14 protein-coding genes are annotated in these 15,073 nt (G+C 71.8%); 8 read left to right on the top strand and 6 right to left on the bottom strand.

Annotated elements, in window-relative coordinates:
* Positions 1-189: 189 nt before the first annotated feature.
* The 3 genes from FS770_RS07645 to FS770_RS07635 all read right to left on the bottom strand — a co-directional run bounded on the left by FS770_RS07645 (position 190) and on the right by FS770_RS07635 (position 3,303).
* Complete coding sequence (locus FS770_RS07645; protein WP_144942765.1) at positions 190-1,998, bottom strand: AMP-dependent synthetase/ligase; 1,809 nt, start codon at positions 1,996-1,998, stop codon at positions 190-192.
* A 106-nt stretch (positions 1,999-2,104) separates the two neighbouring features.
* On the bottom strand, positions 2,105-2,518 hold the full coding sequence (locus tag FS770_RS07640) for a hypothetical protein (RefSeq protein ID WP_055083095.1): 414 nt from the start codon (positions 2,516-2,518) through the stop codon (positions 2,105-2,107).
* Positions 2,515-3,303, bottom strand: coding sequence for an alpha/beta hydrolase (locus FS770_RS07635; RefSeq protein WP_145010891.1), 789 nt, complete (start codon positions 3,301-3,303; stop codon positions 2,515-2,517). Before FS770_RS07635 ends, FS770_RS07640 begins: the two co-directional genes overlap by 4 nt.
* A gap of 139 nt (positions 3,304-3,442) precedes the next feature.
* On the opposite strand from FS770_RS07635, the gene FS770_RS07630 reads away from it, so the two are divergent.
* A complete protein-coding gene (locus FS770_RS07630; protein ID WP_145010888.1) occupies positions 3,443-4,300 on the top strand; it encodes a lysophospholipid acyltransferase family protein in 858 nt (285 codons plus the stop codon).
* 18 nt (positions 4,301-4,318) lie between these two features.
* Complete coding sequence (locus FS770_RS07625) at positions 4,319-5,710, top strand: class II 3-deoxy-7-phosphoheptulonate synthase (protein ID WP_145010884.1); 1,392 nt, start codon at positions 4,319-4,321, stop codon at positions 5,708-5,710.
* A gap of 114 nt (positions 5,711-5,824) precedes the next feature.
* Here FS770_RS07625 and FS770_RS07620 read toward each other — a convergent pair whose 3' ends face one another.
* The gene (locus FS770_RS07620) at positions 5,825-7,798 is read right to left on the bottom strand and encodes a protein kinase domain-containing protein (RefSeq protein WP_145010881.1); all 1,974 of its coding nucleotides are present in this window, start codon (positions 7,796-7,798) and stop codon (positions 5,825-5,827) included.
* Positions 7,788-8,960 (bottom strand): lytic transglycosylase domain-containing protein, encoded by a 1,173-nt coding sequence (locus FS770_RS07615; RefSeq protein ID WP_145010878.1) that lies wholly within the window; start codon positions 8,958-8,960, stop codon positions 7,788-7,790. Before FS770_RS07615 ends, FS770_RS07620 begins: the two co-directional genes overlap by 11 nt.
* Before the next feature lie 140 nt (positions 8,961-9,100).
* Between FS770_RS07615 and FS770_RS07610 the strand changes: the two genes are divergently transcribed.
* On the top strand, positions 9,101-9,493 hold the full coding sequence (locus FS770_RS07610) for an Rv2175c family DNA-binding protein (protein ID WP_186366723.1): 393 nt from the start codon (positions 9,101-9,103) through the stop codon (positions 9,491-9,493).
* 16 nt (positions 9,494-9,509) lie between these two features.
* Here FS770_RS07610 and FS770_RS07605 read toward each other — a convergent pair whose 3' ends face one another.
* Positions 9,510-10,619, bottom strand: coding sequence for a polyprenyl synthetase family protein (locus FS770_RS07605; RefSeq protein WP_144942771.1), 1,110 nt, complete (start codon positions 10,617-10,619; stop codon positions 9,510-9,512).
* 147 nt (positions 10,620-10,766) lie between these two features.
* Here FS770_RS07605 and dinB point away from each other — a divergent pair, with 147 nt between their 5' ends.
* The 5 genes from dinB (at position 10,767) to ftsL (ending at position 15,032) form a co-directional block, all read left to right on the top strand.
* Complete coding sequence (dinB, locus tag FS770_RS07600; protein ID WP_145010876.1) at positions 10,767-12,005, top strand: DNA polymerase IV; 1,239 nt, start codon at positions 10,767-10,769, stop codon at positions 12,003-12,005.
* A gap of 38 nt (positions 12,006-12,043) precedes the next feature.
* A complete protein-coding gene (locus FS770_RS07595; RefSeq protein ID WP_144942773.1) occupies positions 12,044-12,445 on the top strand; it encodes a DUF3040 domain-containing protein in 402 nt (133 codons plus the stop codon).
* A gap of 264 nt (positions 12,446-12,709) precedes the next feature.
* On the top strand, positions 12,710-13,141 hold the full coding sequence (mraZ, locus tag FS770_RS07590) for a division/cell wall cluster transcriptional repressor MraZ (RefSeq protein ID WP_055083177.1): 432 nt from the start codon (positions 12,710-12,712) through the stop codon (positions 13,139-13,141).
* 296 nt (positions 13,142-13,437) lie between these two features.
* On the top strand, positions 13,438-14,421 hold the full coding sequence (rsmH, locus tag FS770_RS07585; RefSeq protein ID WP_144942774.1) for a 16S rRNA (cytosine(1402)-N(4))-methyltransferase RsmH: 984 nt from the start codon (positions 13,438-13,440) through the stop codon (positions 14,419-14,421).
* Positions 14,418-15,032 (top strand): cell division protein FtsL, encoded by a 615-nt coding sequence (gene ftsL / locus FS770_RS07580; RefSeq protein ID WP_144942775.1) that lies wholly within the window; start codon positions 14,418-14,420, stop codon positions 15,030-15,032. The genes rsmH and ftsL overlap by 4 nt, the downstream gene beginning before the upstream one ends.
* Positions 15,033-15,073 lie beyond the last annotated feature (41 nt).

Raw genomic sequence — 15,073 nt, 5'->3', positions numbered from 1 at the left:
CCCGCCGATCAGAATGCGCCCTGGTGCGCAGGCCGGGCTCAGGCCGCCGGATCCCGCCAGGCCCCGGCACACTGATGCCGTCGTGGCCTGCGCGCCGCGACGGCTGTGACCCGCGAGCCAGTGCCGCTGGCTCCCACCCCAGCGCCGCCGGCCCCGTGGGTTCCGGTGCCGCGCCGTCGTCCCCTGCTTCTACTTCGCGTAGATGCCCTCGATGACATCAACGAAGTCCTCAGCGACCTTGGCTCGCTTGAGCTTGAGCGAGGGGGTCAGGTACCCGTCCTCCACCGTGAGGTCCTCCTCGAGGATCCGGAAAGCTCTGATGCTTTCCGCGCGGGAGACCCTGGCGTTGGCGTGGTCCACGATTTTCTGCACGTGCGCGATCACGGCGTCCTCGTGGCCGGCGCGCGCCGGGTTCATTGCGGGGTCCAGGCCGAGGCCCCTCAGAATTGTGGGAAGGGTGTCCGGGTCCAGCGTGATGAGCGCCGCCACGAACGGGCGGTTGTCTCCCACCACCATGATCTGACCCACGGTGGCCGAGGCCCGGATGGGATCCTCGAGCTGCGTGGGGATCACGTTCTTGCCACCGGCGGTCACGATGATCTCCTTCTTGCGCCCAGTGACGGTGAGCAGCCCCTCCTCGTCCAGGTGGCCGAGGTCCCCGGTGGTGAACCAGCCGTCGTGGAAGACCTCCGCGGTCTTCTCCGGCAGCCCGTTGTAGCGGGCGAAGACGTTGGAGCCGCGCACGAGGATCTCGCCGTCCTCGGCGACCGCGATCTCGTTGCCCGGGATGGGGTGGCCCACGGTGCCGATCCTGTTGATCGCCGGGAAGTTGCCGGCAATGGGCGCGGTGGTCTCCGTGAGCCCGTAGCCCTCCACCACGTAGACGCCGATGCCGTTGAAGAAGTGTGCGAGGTGCTCGCCGAGCGACGCCCCGCCCGACACGGCGTAGCGGACCTCGCCGCCCATGGCCTCGCGCAGCGTCGAGTACACGAGCTTGTCGTAGAGCCGGTGGCGGAACTCCAGCCACGGCGGGACGTGCCCGTTCTGCGAGGCCTTGGACCACGCGGCGGCCGTGGTCACGGCCCGTTCGAAGATCAGCTTCTTGACGGGGGAGCCCGCCTGCGCCTTGAACCGGGCGCCCACCAGGATCTTCTCGAAGACTCGGGGCACCGCGAGGATGAACGTGGGCTTGAACCGGGCGAGGTCGTCCATCAGCTGGGAGACGTCCGGGGTGTGCGCGAGGGTGATCCCGGCGTCCAGTGACGTGACCTCCACGAAGCGCGCGAAGACGTGGGCGAGCGGCAGGAACAGCAGGGTGCGGGCACCCTCGGCCATGATGGGTCCCGCCACGGGGATCGTGTTCTGCGAGCACGCCACGAAGTTGCGGTGCGTGAGCTCGCAGCCCTTCGGCGGGCCCGTGGTCCCCGAGGTGTAGATCAGGGTGGCGGTGTCGTCGAGGGAGACGCCGTCGTAGGGGCCGGTCAGGTCCGTTCGCCCCGAGCCCGCGGCCACGAGTGCGTCGAGGGAGAGCTCGTCCGACGTCGTGTCGAAGACGCAGATCCGCTGTGCGGCCGGGAACGCAGTGATCTCCGCGGCCGCGCGCACGCGGTCCGCGAGCTCGTCGGTCTCCGCGAAGACCGCGACGGCCTCGGAGTCCGAGAGGATCCACGCGATCTGGTCAGGTGAGGAGGTGTCGTAGACCGGCACGGGAACCGCCCCGAGCCACCACAGCGCGAAGTCCGCGAGGCTCCACTCGTAGCGCGTGCGGCTCAGCAGCCCCACGCGGTCCCCGGCACCGATGCCCCGGGCGGCCATGCCCCGGGCCAGCCCGACGACCTCGTCGCGGAACTGCCGGGCGGTGACGTCCCGCTCGCGCCCCGGCGCGAGGACCGTGTAGAGGACCGCATCGGGTGTCTTCTCTGCACGCTCCGCGAGGATGTGGGCGGTGCCGGGGTACGGCAGGGGGTCGACGATGGCGGGGGCACTGACGCGTCTCATGGGGAACCTTCCTGGTGAGATCGAGCCTCAGCCTACTGTGTGTTTCCGTTCATACACCGGCGCGACGCTCGGGTGACGGCGCGATGCGCGGACGACGGCGAGGCACTCAGACCACGGCGCCGTCGTCGTCCTCCGGGGCGTCCTCGGGCAGCGCCCGGAAGACGAGGACAAGACCTGCCACGATCCCGGCGATCCCCGCAACCCACACGAGCCCGGGCAGGGGGCCGGGCAGCAGGGCGAGGCCCAGCATGATCACAAGGACCGCCAGGATCACGCCCAGAGCCCGCAGCATCGCGGGGGAGATCCCGCTCGTCACGGGGCCCGGGTCAGGGTCGTAGCGTTCGTCGGCGGGATCCTCCGTGAGCTCCGGGGGAATCCCGTCCGCGGGCTGCTCGCGGGGCTCCCAGGGAACATCCTCCGCCCAGGGCTCCAAGTCCTCGTCGTCACGAGGGACGTCGTCCCAGCTGTTCGCGCGGATGATGCTCTCGAACGGGTCCTCGGAGGGGGTGCGCCCGCTCATGCCCGGTCCCCGGGCAGGAACGGCTCGCCGCGGGAGAGCCGCTGCACGGCGTCGCGTGAGGTGGCCTCGACGACCGGGGCGTCGCGGTCGAGGGTGGCCACGTGGTAGCTCTCGTGCAGGGGGACCACCAGAACCTCGCCGCGGCTGCGCCGCGCAAGCAGGTCTGCGGACGACCCGGAGACCACGTGGTCTTCGTCGGAACGGAACACCACGGCCGGTGCCGTGACGGCGGGGAGCATCCGCACGGTGTGGTGCATCAGGGTGTTCAGCTGGGCCACGGCGGCCAGGGGAGTGCGGTCGTAGGCGGACTCCAGGCCCGCGGGGTGCTTGATGTCGCTGCCAATGCCCTCCAGAGAGGGCACGGCCGGGGCGAGAACGTGACTGAAGCGAGCCATCCGGTTCACCAGCGCCAGGGCGGGGTTCACCAGCAGCACACCGGAGACGTCCCGCCGCGCGGCGGTGTGCAGCGCGAGCGCGCCGCCCATGGACAGCCCGCACACCACCACGTGCTCGTGCTCCCGGCGCAGCGCCCAGTACTCGGCGTCCACGGCGTCCCGCCAGTCCTGCCAGTGCTGACCGGCGAGGTCCTCCCAGCGGGTCCCGTGACCCGGCAGGAGGGGGACGCGCACGCCCGGGTGGGCGCCGTCGTCGTCGACGGCCGTGTGGATCGCCCGCGCCCACTGCGCCACGGAGGCAGTGGTCGAGGTGAAGCCGTGGAGCACCAGCACCCCCACGGAGGAGGTGCCGGGAAGGGACAGGGGGCCGTGCTGCGGATCCGGAGACATGGCGCCATTGTGCCAGCCGCCGGCCCGCCCCGTGAGAGAATCGCCCGTGGACGCCCGGCCACGGGCCCCGCTCCCGGCGACGACGACGGACCCGCCCACCACCCGCACGGTGCGGCGCGTCCACGAAAGGCTCCCACTGATGGTGTACATGTTCCTGCGGACCTATGTGGTGGCGCCGGTGGTCAACCTGATCTGCCGCCCCACGGTGATCGGCCTCGACAACGTTCCCGCCGAGGGCCCCGCGATCCTCGCGAGCAACCACCTCTCCGTCCCGGACTCGATCTTCATGCCCGTGGCCGTTCCCCGCCAGGTCTACTTCCTGGCGAAGTCGGAGTACTTCACCACCCCGGGCCTGCGCGGGCGGGTCGTCGCGTGGTTCTTCCGCGCCATCAACCAGATCCCCATGGACCGCCGTGGGGGACGGGCCAGCGCGGAGTCCCTCAGCGCGGGGGGCCAGGCGCTCGCCGAGGGCAAGCTCGTGGGCATCTACCCGGAGGGAACGCGGTCGCCGGACGGGCGGCTGTACCGGGGGAAGATCGGTGTGGCCCGGCTCGCGCTCGAGACGGGTGCTCCCGTGATCCCCGTGGCCATGCACGGCACGGACCGCATGCAGCCCCTGGGCTCGCGCTTCCCGGACCCGCGCCGCGCGAAGATCACCACCACGTTCGGCGAGCCCATGGACTTCTCCCACCTGATGTCCCAGCACGGGGACCACGCCACGCTGCGGCGCGTGACCGACGAGATCATGGCGGCCATCCAGCAGCTCTCCGGGCAGGAGCAGGCCGATGTCTACGCCGCTGACCACAAGCGCCAGCTCGCGCAGGAGAGGGCCCGGGAGAAGTCCGGGGGCCTGTCCTCCCAGGCGCGCGAGGTCGCCCAGGCCACGAAGGACAAGGGCCGCGCGGTGACGGAGGCCGTCTCCCAGCAGGCCGGGGCGCTGGGGGAGAAGCTGCGGGATCGTTCACATGACGGAACGGACGAGCAGGGCCGCCGCTGAACGGCCTACACTGTCCGAATGAGTTCCCTGACCCTGCCTGAACAGTTCCGATCCCCGGCCTCGTCCCTGCGTGCCGCGAACTACCCCGGCCTGGACGACTGGCGGGGCAAGACCATCGGCCAGCACCCCCAGTGGGCGCAGCACCCTGACTTCGCGCGGTCCATCGAGGAGCTCAACACGGTGCCGCCGCTCGTCTTCGCGGGCGAGGTGGACCGGTTGCGTGCCCGCCTCGCGGAGGTCGCCAACGGCGAGGCTTTCTTCCTCCAGGGCGGCGACTGCGCCGAGACCTTCGAGGGCGCCACGGCGGACAAGATCTCCGGGCGCGTGCGCACCCTGCTGCAGATGGCCGTGGTGCTCACCTACGGTGCCTCGATGCCCGTGGTGAAAATGGGCCGCATGGCCGGGCAGTTCTCCAAGCCGCGCTCCTCGAACGAGGAGACCCGCGACGGCGTGACCCTGCCCTCCTTCCGCGGCGAGATGGTCAACGGCTTCGACTTCACCCCGGAGTCCCGCGAGCACGATCCGAACCGGATGCTGCGCGGCTACCACACCTCGGCGTCCACCCTGAACCTGATCCGCGCGTTCACCCAGGGCGGCTTCGCGGACCTGCGCCGCGTGCACCAGTGGAACATGGGCTTCGCCGCCAACCCCGCCTACTCCCGGTACGAGACCATGGCGCGGGAGATCGACCACGCGGTGAAGTTCATGGCCGCGTGCGGCGCGGACTTCGACGCGCTGCGCACCACCGAGTTCTTCGCGGGCCACGAGGCGCTGCTGCTCGACTACGAGCGGGCCCTCACGCGCATCGACTCCCGCACGGACCTGCCGTACGGCACCTCCGCCCACTTCCTGTGGATCGGGGAGCGCACCCGCGAGCTCGACGGCGCCCACGTGGACCTGCTCTCGCGGCTGCGCAACCCCATTGGCGTGAAGCTCGGCCCGGGCACCACCGGCGAGGACGCGCTGCGCCTGATCGACGCCCTGGACCCCGAGCGCGAGCCCGGACGCCTGACGTTCATCACCCGCATGGGCGCCAAGAACATCCGGGAGAAGCTTCCCCCGGTCATCAAGGCGGTCCAGGAAGCGGGCGCCAGGCCCGTGTGGGTCACCGACCCCATGCACGGCAACACGGTGTCCCTGCCCTCCGGGTACAAGACCCGCAACTTCGACGACGTCGTGGACGAGGTGCGCGGCTTCTTCGAGGTGCACCGCGAGCTGGGCAGCTTCCCGGGCGGCATCCACGTGGAGATGACGGGCGACGACGTCGCGGAGTGCCTGGGCGGCTCGGATCCCGTGGCCGAGTCCTCCTTCGCGGAGCGCTACGAGACGCTGTGCGATCCGCGGCTGAACCACATGCAGTCCCTGGAGATCGCGTTCCTCGTGGCGGAGTACCTCTCGAACCAGAACTGAGCGCATCCCTGACACCGCCCCGGTGCCCCCCTCTCCGGGAGGCGGCACCGGGGCGGTGTCCGTGTGCGGGGACGATGACGGCTGGAGGGCACGTCGGTTGCGAGGAATCCCGAATCAGAGCACGGTGAGGAAGACGGTGTCGCCCTCCTCGCGCTGGCTCACCACGCGGTGCAGGTGGGAGCCCACGGGAGCAGAGACCTCCACCGTGTAGCCCTTCGCCTCGAGGGTGCTGCGCGCCTCCTCCTCGCTCTGGCCGACCACGTTCGGCGGATCCCCCTGCGGGCTGTCCGCCGCGACGGTCAGGTCCACAGCCGTGCCCTCGTCCACGCTTGCGCCCGCGGCGGGGGACTGCGAGACCACGGTGTCCACGGCCTGGGTGGAGTAGGTGCTCGTCACCGTGCCCACCGTGAGCCCGGCGTCCGTGACCGCGGTCCGTGCGGCGTCGGCGGAGAGACCCGTGAACGCGGGGACGTCCACGCGGGCCGGTCCCTCGGAGACGAGCAGGTTGACCTGCTCGATGCCGCGCACGGAGGCGGACGCGGCCGGGTCCGTGGAGATCACGGTGCCCTCCGGTGCGTCCCGGCTGGTGGTGGAGCGCACGCCCACGTTGGAGATTCCCGCGGCGTTCAGTGCGCGCTCTGCGCTGGCGGCGTCCTGCCCCGCCACGGCGGGAACAGTGGCGGACGCGGTGCCCGGCGCCGAGCCCAGCCACCAGCCCAGGAATCCTGCGACCGTCAGCAGCAGCGCGAACAGGATCACGGCGACCGCCACGTGCAGCGGTGTCAGGTTCGGGTTCAGGCGGACGCGCGGAGTCTCGGGGGAGCGGCGCGCAGTGGAGCCGGACTGCCGGCCGGCGCGGGCGCCCACTGCGGTGGTGGTTCCGGTGGCCTCCGGGTCGTAGCTCGGAAGGATCGGGGAGGTGGGCGGGCCGCTGCGTGGCGTTCCCATCACGCGGGTGGCGTAGGGATCTGGGCGGATCGTGGCGGTGCGCTCTGCGGTGCCCAGCGCCTCCGTCGCGGCCTCGCCGCCCGGTGCGCCATCCCCGAGGGTGCCGGAGTCAGATGCGCTGCCCAGACGATTCCGGGCGTCGAACGCCTCGGTTGCCATCTCGTCCCCGTGCCGCGTGGTGGTGCCGAACACCTCGGTGGGTGCCTCGCCCGCGGACCCGGCGCGGGCGGCGTCGCCGTCGAGCGCGGAGAGCGGTTGCGTCAGTGCGGTGTCGAGGGAGGGCGGGTCCTGGGGCGCCGGCAGGGAACGGCGGATGGCGAGCGCGAGGTCCAGCAGTGCGGCGGCGTCCACGGGCCGGCGGGAGGCATCGCGCGCGGTGGCTCGCAGCACGAACTCGTCCAGGGCGGGCGGCACCCCGGGGACGACGCCGCTCGGGGCCGGGACGTCGCGGCTCACGTGGGCGTTGACCACCTGCAGGGCGGTGCCCGTGTAGGGGCGGGAGCCCGTGAGCATCTCGTACGCCATGATCCCCACGGCGTAGACGTCGCTGCGCTGGTCCACGGGGCCGTCCCCCACGAGCTCCGGGGCCGCGTAGCCCACCGTGCCCAGGACGGTCGCGCTCGCGGTGTGCTCGTCCACGGCGCGCATCAGCCCGAAGTCCGCGACCTTGACCTGGCCGTCCTCGGTGAGCAGGACGTTCTCGGGCTTGACGTCCCGGTGGATCAGACCGATCCGGTGCGCCTGCGCGAGGCCGCGCAACACCGGGACCAGCAGGTCCAGGGTCCGCCGCGCGGAGAGCGGAGCCTCGCGTGCGATGACCTCCCGCAGCGTGGGCCCGGCGACGTACTCGAGCACGAGGTAGAGCTCGCCCTCGCGGGTGTGCCCCTGGTCCAGGACGGAGACGACGTTGGGGTGCTGCAGCCGGGCCGCGGACTTCGCCTCGCGCTGGGCCCGCCGCACGAACGAGGAGTCGTCCGCGAGGTGCGGGTGCATGATCTTCAGCGCCACGGGCCGGTCGAGGCGCTCGTCGAGCCCCTCGTACACGGTCGCGGAGCCGCCGCGCGCGATCCTGCGCCGGACCGTGTAGCGGTCCTCGAGCAGGGTTCCCTCGCGGGGGTCGTTCGTGCTGCTACTGGGCAAAGTCTCGTTCCTGTGCGCTCACGGCCTTCACGTACGCCTTGGTGTCGGGGTACATACCGTACGTCTGCACGCCGTGCAGACCCTGGTAGTAGGCCGCGACGCCCACGTCCTTGGACGGGGCCCTGTCCTGCAGCTCGCGGATGATCGCCACCCCGGCCGTGACGTTGTCGCGGGGGTCCAGCAGGTCCAGGTTCTGACCCACCATGGCCGAGGCCCACTCTCCCGCGGCGGGGACCACCTGCATGGTGCCCACGGCGTCCGCGGGGGAGACCACCGCGTGGCGGAAGCCCGACTCCTGGGAGGCGTGCGCCAGCGCGAGCGCGGGGTCCACGCCCATGGAATCTGCCGTGCTGCGCACCAGCTCCCGCAGCTCGTCGGCGGACGGCTGGGCGCGAGCGGCGAGCTGTGCGCGGTGGGCGTCCGCGGAGGCGACAGCCTCGGTGGGGTACGTGCGCCCGGCCATCGACGTGGGCCCCGTCGGGGCGGAACCGGCGGCTCCCTGGGCCGGGCGGGCCCCGGCAGTGGTGTCGGCTGCGGCTGCGGTGTCCGTGGTGTCCAGGGGATCCTCCGACGACGTCGTACGGCCACTCTGTGCCCCATCAGGGGCAGGCACAGCGAGACTCTGCCCGGGGCGCAACCCGGCACCTGCCGGGAGGCCGTTGGCGGCCGCGAGGTCCGCGACGCTCACCCCGTGGCGCAGCGCGAGGTCCCAGAGGGTGTCACCGGAGGCCACCGTGTGACGGGCGACGGGGTGGGAACCGGTGCGGGCGGCGTCGTCGCGCTCGGCGCCGTCCATCGAGGTGCTGGCCCGCGTGGCGCGCTCATTCGCGGCACCTGCCTGCGTGGCGGTGGGCAGCGTGAGGCGCTGGCCCGGTCGGAGCATCCCGTGCGCCGGGACGTCGTTGGCGGCCATCAGCTGGGTGACCGTGACGCCGTGGGCGGTGGCGAGGGACCACAGGGAGTCCCCGGGCCGCACGGTCACGGACGAGGAGCCCGTCTGCTGGGATGCGTGGACGCTCTGCGCCGGGGCGGGGGCTGCTTGGGCGGGACCGACGGTCCCCAGTGCGGTGAGGGCCGCAAGAGCGGCGGCCGAGCCCTGCGCGGCGCGGCGACCCCACGCGGGTCGCGGGGAGGGGCGGTCGTGGGGCGGCTCAACCGGCATGTTCGCGATTCCTGCCTCGGGTGGGGGAAGTAGGGGGTGCACGCGGTGCGCTCGCGGGCGGCGCGTGTCCCCACCAGATTACCCGACGACTCCGGCCCGGCCCCGGGGGTGTGAGCCTGGCGCCGCGCCGTGGCAGAGTAGTGCCCGTGAACTACGCAACGGATCTGACACCCGAGGAATTTGCCGAGCTGGATGCGCTTGTGGGCGAGTGGAGCTATCTGCCGGACATCGCCGAGGCCATGGACGTGCAGGTGACGCGAGTGCACCGGCTCATGGACGACGGCTCCCTGCTCGAGGTCCGCCGCCCCGAGGACCGCGTGCGCGTGGTGCCCGCCGAGTTCATGGACGGCTCCCACCCCCTCGACTCCCTCAAGGGCACCGTGGGTGTGCTGCGCGACGCCGCGTTCACGGACGCGCAGGCCATCCGCTGGCTCTTCACCGCGGACGAATCCCTGCCGGGCCGCCCCATCGACGCGCTGCGGCGCGGTCAGAAGACAGAGGTGCGACGGCGGGCCCAGGCTCTGGGCTGGTAAGGCACCGGGCCCGGTTCTACCGGGCGCGCCGCACGGCGGCGTCGGCGAGGTTGCGCAGCCCGGCCCGGCTCACCCCGTCCGTGGCGAGGGCGGCCAGGCCCTCGTCCGAGGTGGTCACCAGCGAGTCGATGAGCTCCTCCGAGCGCGCCAGCGCGCCACTGTCACGGATCAGTGTGCGGGCCCGGTCGACGTCCCGGTCGCCGAGTTCCGGGGTGCCCAGCACAGAGTCGAGCCACGCGTTCCCGGCGGGGTCGCCGTACTGCGCGCACAGCGCCACCAGGGCGGTGCGCTTGCCCTCGCGGATGTCGTCCCCGGCGGGCTTGCCCGTGGTCTCGGGATCCCCGAAGACTCCCAGAACGTCGTCGCGCAGCTGGAAGGCCTCCCCGAGGGGCAGGGCGAAGGCGGTGCACGCGGTCAGGAAGGCGGGTCCCGCCCCGGCCAGTGCGGCACCGATGCTCACGGGGTGCTCCACCGAGTACTTGGCGGACTTGTAGCGCAGCACGGTCATGGCGCGCTCCAGCTGCTCGCGGGGATCCTGCGGGGCCGGGGAGACCTCGGCGTGGATGTCGAGGTACTGGCCCACCATGACCTCGGTGCGCATGGTCGAGAACAGCTCGCGAGCCCGTGCCGCGGCGGGCGCGGGGACCCGGGCCGCGGCGTCGGCGAAGAGCTGCTCTGCGAAGGACAGACTCATGTCGCCGGTGAGCACCGCGGCGCTCACCCCGAAGTGCTCGGCGTCCGCGGCCCAGCGGGACTCACGGTGCAGCGACTCGAAGACCCGGTGCACGCTCGGGTTCCCGCGGCGGGTGTCCGAGCGGTCCAGGATGTCGTCGTGGATCAGCGCGGCGGTCTGGAACAGCTCGAGCGCCGCGGCCGCGATCTCGGGCTCGGGCTCGTGCGCCCCACCGCCAGCCGCGCGCCATCCCCAGTAGCACAGCCGCGCCCGCAGCCGTTTGCCGCCGTGGGTCAGCCGCTCGATGGCGTCCACGAGGTCCGTGGCGGAGGGCGAGATGCCCGTGACGCGCTCGCGCTCGGCGCGGAAGAACTCCCGCAGCCGGGCGTCCAGCCGGGCGGAGAACTCCCGGTCCTGGAGCGCTGCGGTCGCGGTCGCGTCGGAGGGGGTCATGCCGGGGCACCTCTGTTCTGGGGAAGTCGCTCCGCAGAAGTTCTGCTGCGCCCGTCCAGCCTAACCGGCCGCCGCGGCGTGCGTGTCGGAGCCTCCACCTACTCTTGCACCTGGAATGCCGATGGGCGCGGTTGCGGGAGGAGCGGGATGGCGGGTCCGAGTGCGGAGCAGCTGGAGCAGTACCGGCGCTGCGCGATCCTGCACGTGGACATGGACATGTTCTACGTGGGGGTGGAGCTTCTCAACGCCCCGCAACACCGGGGCCGGCCCGTGATCGTGGCGGGCTCCGGCGCCCGTTCCGTGGTGCTCTCCGCGTCCTACGAGGCCCGCGAGTACGGCGTGCACTCGGCCATGCCGCTGATGCAGGCCCGCGCGCGGTGCCCCTCCGCCGTGCTGTTGGAGCCGCACAAGGAGGCCTACGCGCACTACTCGCGCATCGTCATGGGAATCTTCCGCTCGGTCACGGACCGCGTGGAGCAGCTGAGCGTGGACGAGGCGTTCCTGGACGTCTCAGGGGCCATCAGACGCTGCGGACCGCCCGTGGAGATTGCTCGGCGGCTGCGGCGCGAGATCCAGGAGTCTACCGGGCTCACGGCGTCGGTGGGCGTCGCCGAGAACAAGACGGTCGCCAAGATCGCTTCCGCCTACTGCAAGCCGGATGGGCTGCTGGTGGTCGCCCCAGAGCACACGCGCGCGTTCCTCGCCCGGCTGCCCGTCAACAAGCTGTGGGGCGTGGGCCGGCGCACCACCGAGACGCTGCAGGCCGCCGGTCTTCCCACGGTGGGCGACATCGCGACCACCCCGCTTCCCCGCCTGCACTCGCTCGTGGGGGCGGCGGCAGGCGCCCACCTGCACCAGCTGGCCAACGGGCACGACCCCCGCCCGGTGACACCCGTGCGGGAGGAGAAGAGCCTTGGTGCCGAGCGCACGTTCGAGCGCGACGTCGCCGAGACCGCCGCCCTGAAACGGGTGCTGCTCGGGCTCAGCCACGACACCGCGGCCCGGCTGCGCCGCCACGGGCTGCGCGCGGGGCGCGTGGGACTGAAGCTGCGCTACGCGGACTTCGCCACGATCAGCCGCTCGCGCACGCTCGGGCACCCGGTGACCTCCGCGCACGACCTCTACTCCGAGGCCTGCGCGCTGCTCGACGGGATCGGTCCGCGGCCCCAGTCCGTGCGGCTGCTCGGGGTGCGGGCCGAGAAGCTCACGGGCAGCGAGCACGCCCTGCAGCTGAGCCTGGACGGTCGTGAGGCGGAGTGGGGTGCGGCGGAGGAGGCCATGGACCGGGTGCACCACAAATTCGGCCCCGGCACGCTGCGCCCGGCCAGACTCATGGAGCCCACGATGCCAAACCGCCCCGCACGGGATATTCTGGACGACACGTGAGGCTCGCCCGCCCCACGCTCAACCCCTCAGGAGGAATCGTGCCTCTCTCCGAGCACGAACAGCAGCTTCTCGCCCAGCTCGAGAAGCAGCTGCACGAAGAAGACCCCCGCTTCGCATCCACCATGCACAAGGAGGCGGCGCGGGGCCGCGGCTCCATGCGCAACCTGGTGCTGGGCGTGGTGATCGCGGTCGTCGGGCTGGGCGTTCTCCTGGCCGGTGTCTCCACCCACCTGATCGTCGTGGGAGTCCTGGGCTTCGTGCTCATGGCCGCCGGCGCGTACGTGGCCACCCTGCGCAGCAAGGCAGCCCCCGGCGAGGTTCCGGGCACGGGGCGCACGCCACGGTCACCCCGTGACAGCTCCTCCGGTTCTGGAAAGTCCTCCACTTTCCTCCAGAACCTCGAGGAGAAGTGGGACCGGCGCAACCAGGGCGGGCGCTGACCCCCTCTCCACCACAGTCTCGGACCGCACGGTCCACGAAGAGCTCCCCGGCACACCGCCGGGGAGCTCTTCTCGTTCCCGCCCCTCGTCAGCCCCGGTTTTCCGGGCCGGGAGAGGGCGTCGGGTGCGCGACGTCGGGCTCCGGCCCAGGTTCTCGAGCCGTGTCGTGGAGCGGATCCGCATTGACGGGGGAGGGGTGTGGAGTAAAGTGGAGGGCGGTAGAGAAGCGAGGGTCGGGCTGGCCCTCATCCGAAGGCGGTGGCGATGTTTCTCGGAACATACGAGCCGCGTCTGGATGACAAGGCACGGCTGATCCTTCCGGCCAAGTTCCGGGCTGAACTGGCGGACGGACTGGTGCTGACACGAGGGCAGGAACGTTGCCTCTACGTGTTCAGCGCGCAGGAGTTCGCCAGGGTGCACGAACAGATGAGAGCGGCACCGCTGTCGTCGAAGCAGGCCAGGGACTACATCCGCGTTTTTCTCTCCGGGGCCTCGGACGAGATCCCGGACAAGCAGGGCCGCATCACCATTCCCGCGTCACTTCGTTCGTATGCGGGCCTGGACAGGGAACTGGCGGTGATCGGGGCGGGAAGCCGCGCCGAGATCTGGGATGCGGCCGCCTGGCAGCAGTACCTCGCGGAGAAGGAAGCGGCCTTCTCCGACACCGAGGACGAGGTGATACCCGGTCTCTTCTAGGGAGCGGGAGCAGCCGGAGGTGCGCACGCGACGTCGCCGGTCGTGAGATCTCCAGCCGCCCACGTCACCGTCCTGACTCGACTTCCCCCGAGTCAGGCCGGATTCGAGGGGCGAGCGGCGGATGGGGATCTGGTGACCGGCCGCACGTGGGCCGCGCCGCACGGTGCGTGGCCGCCATGCAGACGGACCCCGTGGACACGGTGCGGCACATGAACGGCACCGCGGATGAACGGCCCGGGCCGGGCACACCTCGACAAGACCCCCAGGTAACACCCGCGACGGACCAGGAGCCCGGCATGGAAGACGCGCCCGCCGAGCAACGGCACATACCCGTGATGCTGGGGCGCTGCCTGGACCTGCTGGCCCCCGCGCTGGACACCCCGGAGCCGGTCGTCGTCGATGCAACCCTCGGGATGGGCGGCCACACCCACGCCATGCTCGAGCGCTTCCCCTCCTTGCGCGTAGTGGGCATCGACAGGGACCCGCAGGCCCTTGAGCTGGCCGGTGCGCGCCTGGCCCGCTTCGGCTCGCGCTTCCAGGGCGTCCACAGCACCTATGACCACGTTGCGGACGCCGCCGCCCTCGCCGGGGTGGAGCGGGTGGACGGCATCCTCTTCGACCTCGGCGTCTCCTCGCTGCAGCTCGACGAGCGCGAACGCGGTTTCGCCTATTCCTTCGACGCGCCCCTGGACATGCGCATGGACTCGCACGCGCAGCTCTCCGCCGCCACCGTGGTCAACGAGTACACGGAGGCGGAGCTGCGCGACATCATCTACCGCTGGGGAGAGGACCGCTTCGCCCCCCGGATCGCGCGGGCCATCGTCGCGGCCCGCGCGCAGACGCCGCTGCGCACCACGGCCCAGCTGGTCGACGTCGTCCGCTCGGCCGTGCCCGCCGCGGCCCAGCACAAGAAGGGCCACCCCGCCAAGCAGACCTTCCAGGCGCTGCGGATCGAGGTCAACGAAGAGCTCGACGTGCTGGAGCGTGCCGTTCCCGCGGCGGTGGAAACTGTCAGGGTGGGAGGGCGTGTCGTCGCCATGAGCTACCACTCCCTGGAGGACAGAATTGTGAAGCAGGAGTTCGCCCGCGGTGCCCGCTCCACGGCTCCCAAGGGCTTTCCCGTGGAGTTGCCCGAGCACCGTCCCTCGCTGACCGTGCTGACGCGCGGCGCCGAGCGGGCCACGCCGGAGGAGACCGAGGGCAACCCGCGGGCCGCCTCGGCACGGCTGCGCGCGGTGGAGAAGCTCCGCGAGACCACGACCCCAGGGAGCGTCCGATGAGCAGTGCGGCCACCACCGCCTCGAGCGGCGCCTCCGAGGGCCACGGCCCGGAGCGCCGTCGGCCCCTGTCCGTGGTGCCTCACCGAGCCAGCCGTCGCAGCCGCGTATCCACAGTGGTGATGTGTGCGCTCGCGCTCGCCGCCGCGCTGGTGGGGATCCTCGTGCTCAACATCCAGATCACGCAGGGGCAGTACGAGCTCACCGAGCTGACGGGCCAGCAGCGCGCCCTGTCCCAGGAGAACGAGGCCCTGACCCAGGACATCGAGGCGAACTCCGCCCCGCAGAACCTCGCGGCCCGGGCCAACGACCTCGGCATGGTCAGCGCGAAGGACGTGGGCAGCATCGACATCGCCTCTGGAGCTGTGAGCGCGCCGTCCGCCGTGGCCGAGAAGGGCGACCCGCAGAACATCCTCGTGCCGCCGGCCAAGCTGAAGGGCTCCGACGCCGCCGAGGCCAACCGCCGTGCCGCCGAGGAACGCGCGGAGAAGCGGGCCAAGGAGGAGGCGGACAAGAAAACCGCCGAGCGCGAGGCCGCCCAGAAGGCCGACAACGCGCGGGACCTCAACGGGGGCTCGTTGCCCGCGCCGTCGCAGCGCGCACCCGGCAACTGACGCCGAGGGTCCACACGTCGGACCCGCGACCACCACCCATC

The sequence above is a fragment of the Kocuria salsicia genome (assembly GCF_007681555.1).
In the GTDB taxonomy this organism is placed as follows: Bacteria; Actinomycetota; Actinomycetes; order Actinomycetales; family Micrococcaceae; genus Kocuria; species Kocuria salsicia.
The sequence above is the reverse complement of the archived record's forward strand: the minus strand, read 5'-3'. Positions and strand labels throughout refer to the sequence as shown.

Coding starts and splice junctions, on each gene's coding strand:
- FS770_RS07645 (WP_144942765.1), bottom strand. CDS start 1,998: ATGAGACGCGTCAGTGCCCCCGCCATCGTCGACCCCCTGCCGTACCCC.
- FS770_RS07640 (WP_055083095.1), bottom strand. CDS start 2,518: ATGAGCGGGCGCACCCCCTCCGAGGACCCGTTCGAGAGCATCATCCGC.
- FS770_RS07635 (WP_145010891.1), bottom strand. CDS start 3,303: ATGTCTCCGGATCCGCAGCACGGCCCCCTGTCCCTTCCCGGCACCTCC.
- FS770_RS07630 (WP_145010888.1), top strand. CDS start 3,443: ATGGTGTACATGTTCCTGCGGACCTATGTGGTGGCGCCGGTGGTCAAC.
- FS770_RS07625 (WP_145010884.1), top strand. CDS start 4,319: ATGAGTTCCCTGACCCTGCCTGAACAGTTCCGATCCCCGGCCTCGTCC.
- FS770_RS07615 (WP_145010878.1), bottom strand. CDS start 8,960: ATGCCGGTTGAGCCGCCCCACGACCGCCCCTCCCCGCGACCCGCGTGG.
- FS770_RS07605 (WP_144942771.1), bottom strand. CDS start 10,619: ATGACCCCCTCCGACGCGACCGCGACCGCAGCGCTCCAGGACCGGGAG.
- dinB (WP_145010876.1), top strand. CDS start 10,767: ATGGCGGGTCCGAGTGCGGAGCAGCTGGAGCAGTACCGGCGCTGCGCG.
- mraZ (WP_055083177.1), top strand. CDS start 12,710: ATGTTTCTCGGAACATACGAGCCGCGTCTGGATGACAAGGCACGGCTG.
- rsmH (WP_144942774.1), top strand. CDS start 13,438: ATGGAAGACGCGCCCGCCGAGCAACGGCACATACCCGTGATGCTGGGG.
- ftsL (WP_144942775.1), top strand. CDS start 14,418: ATGAGCAGTGCGGCCACCACCGCCTCGAGCGGCGCCTCCGAGGGCCAC.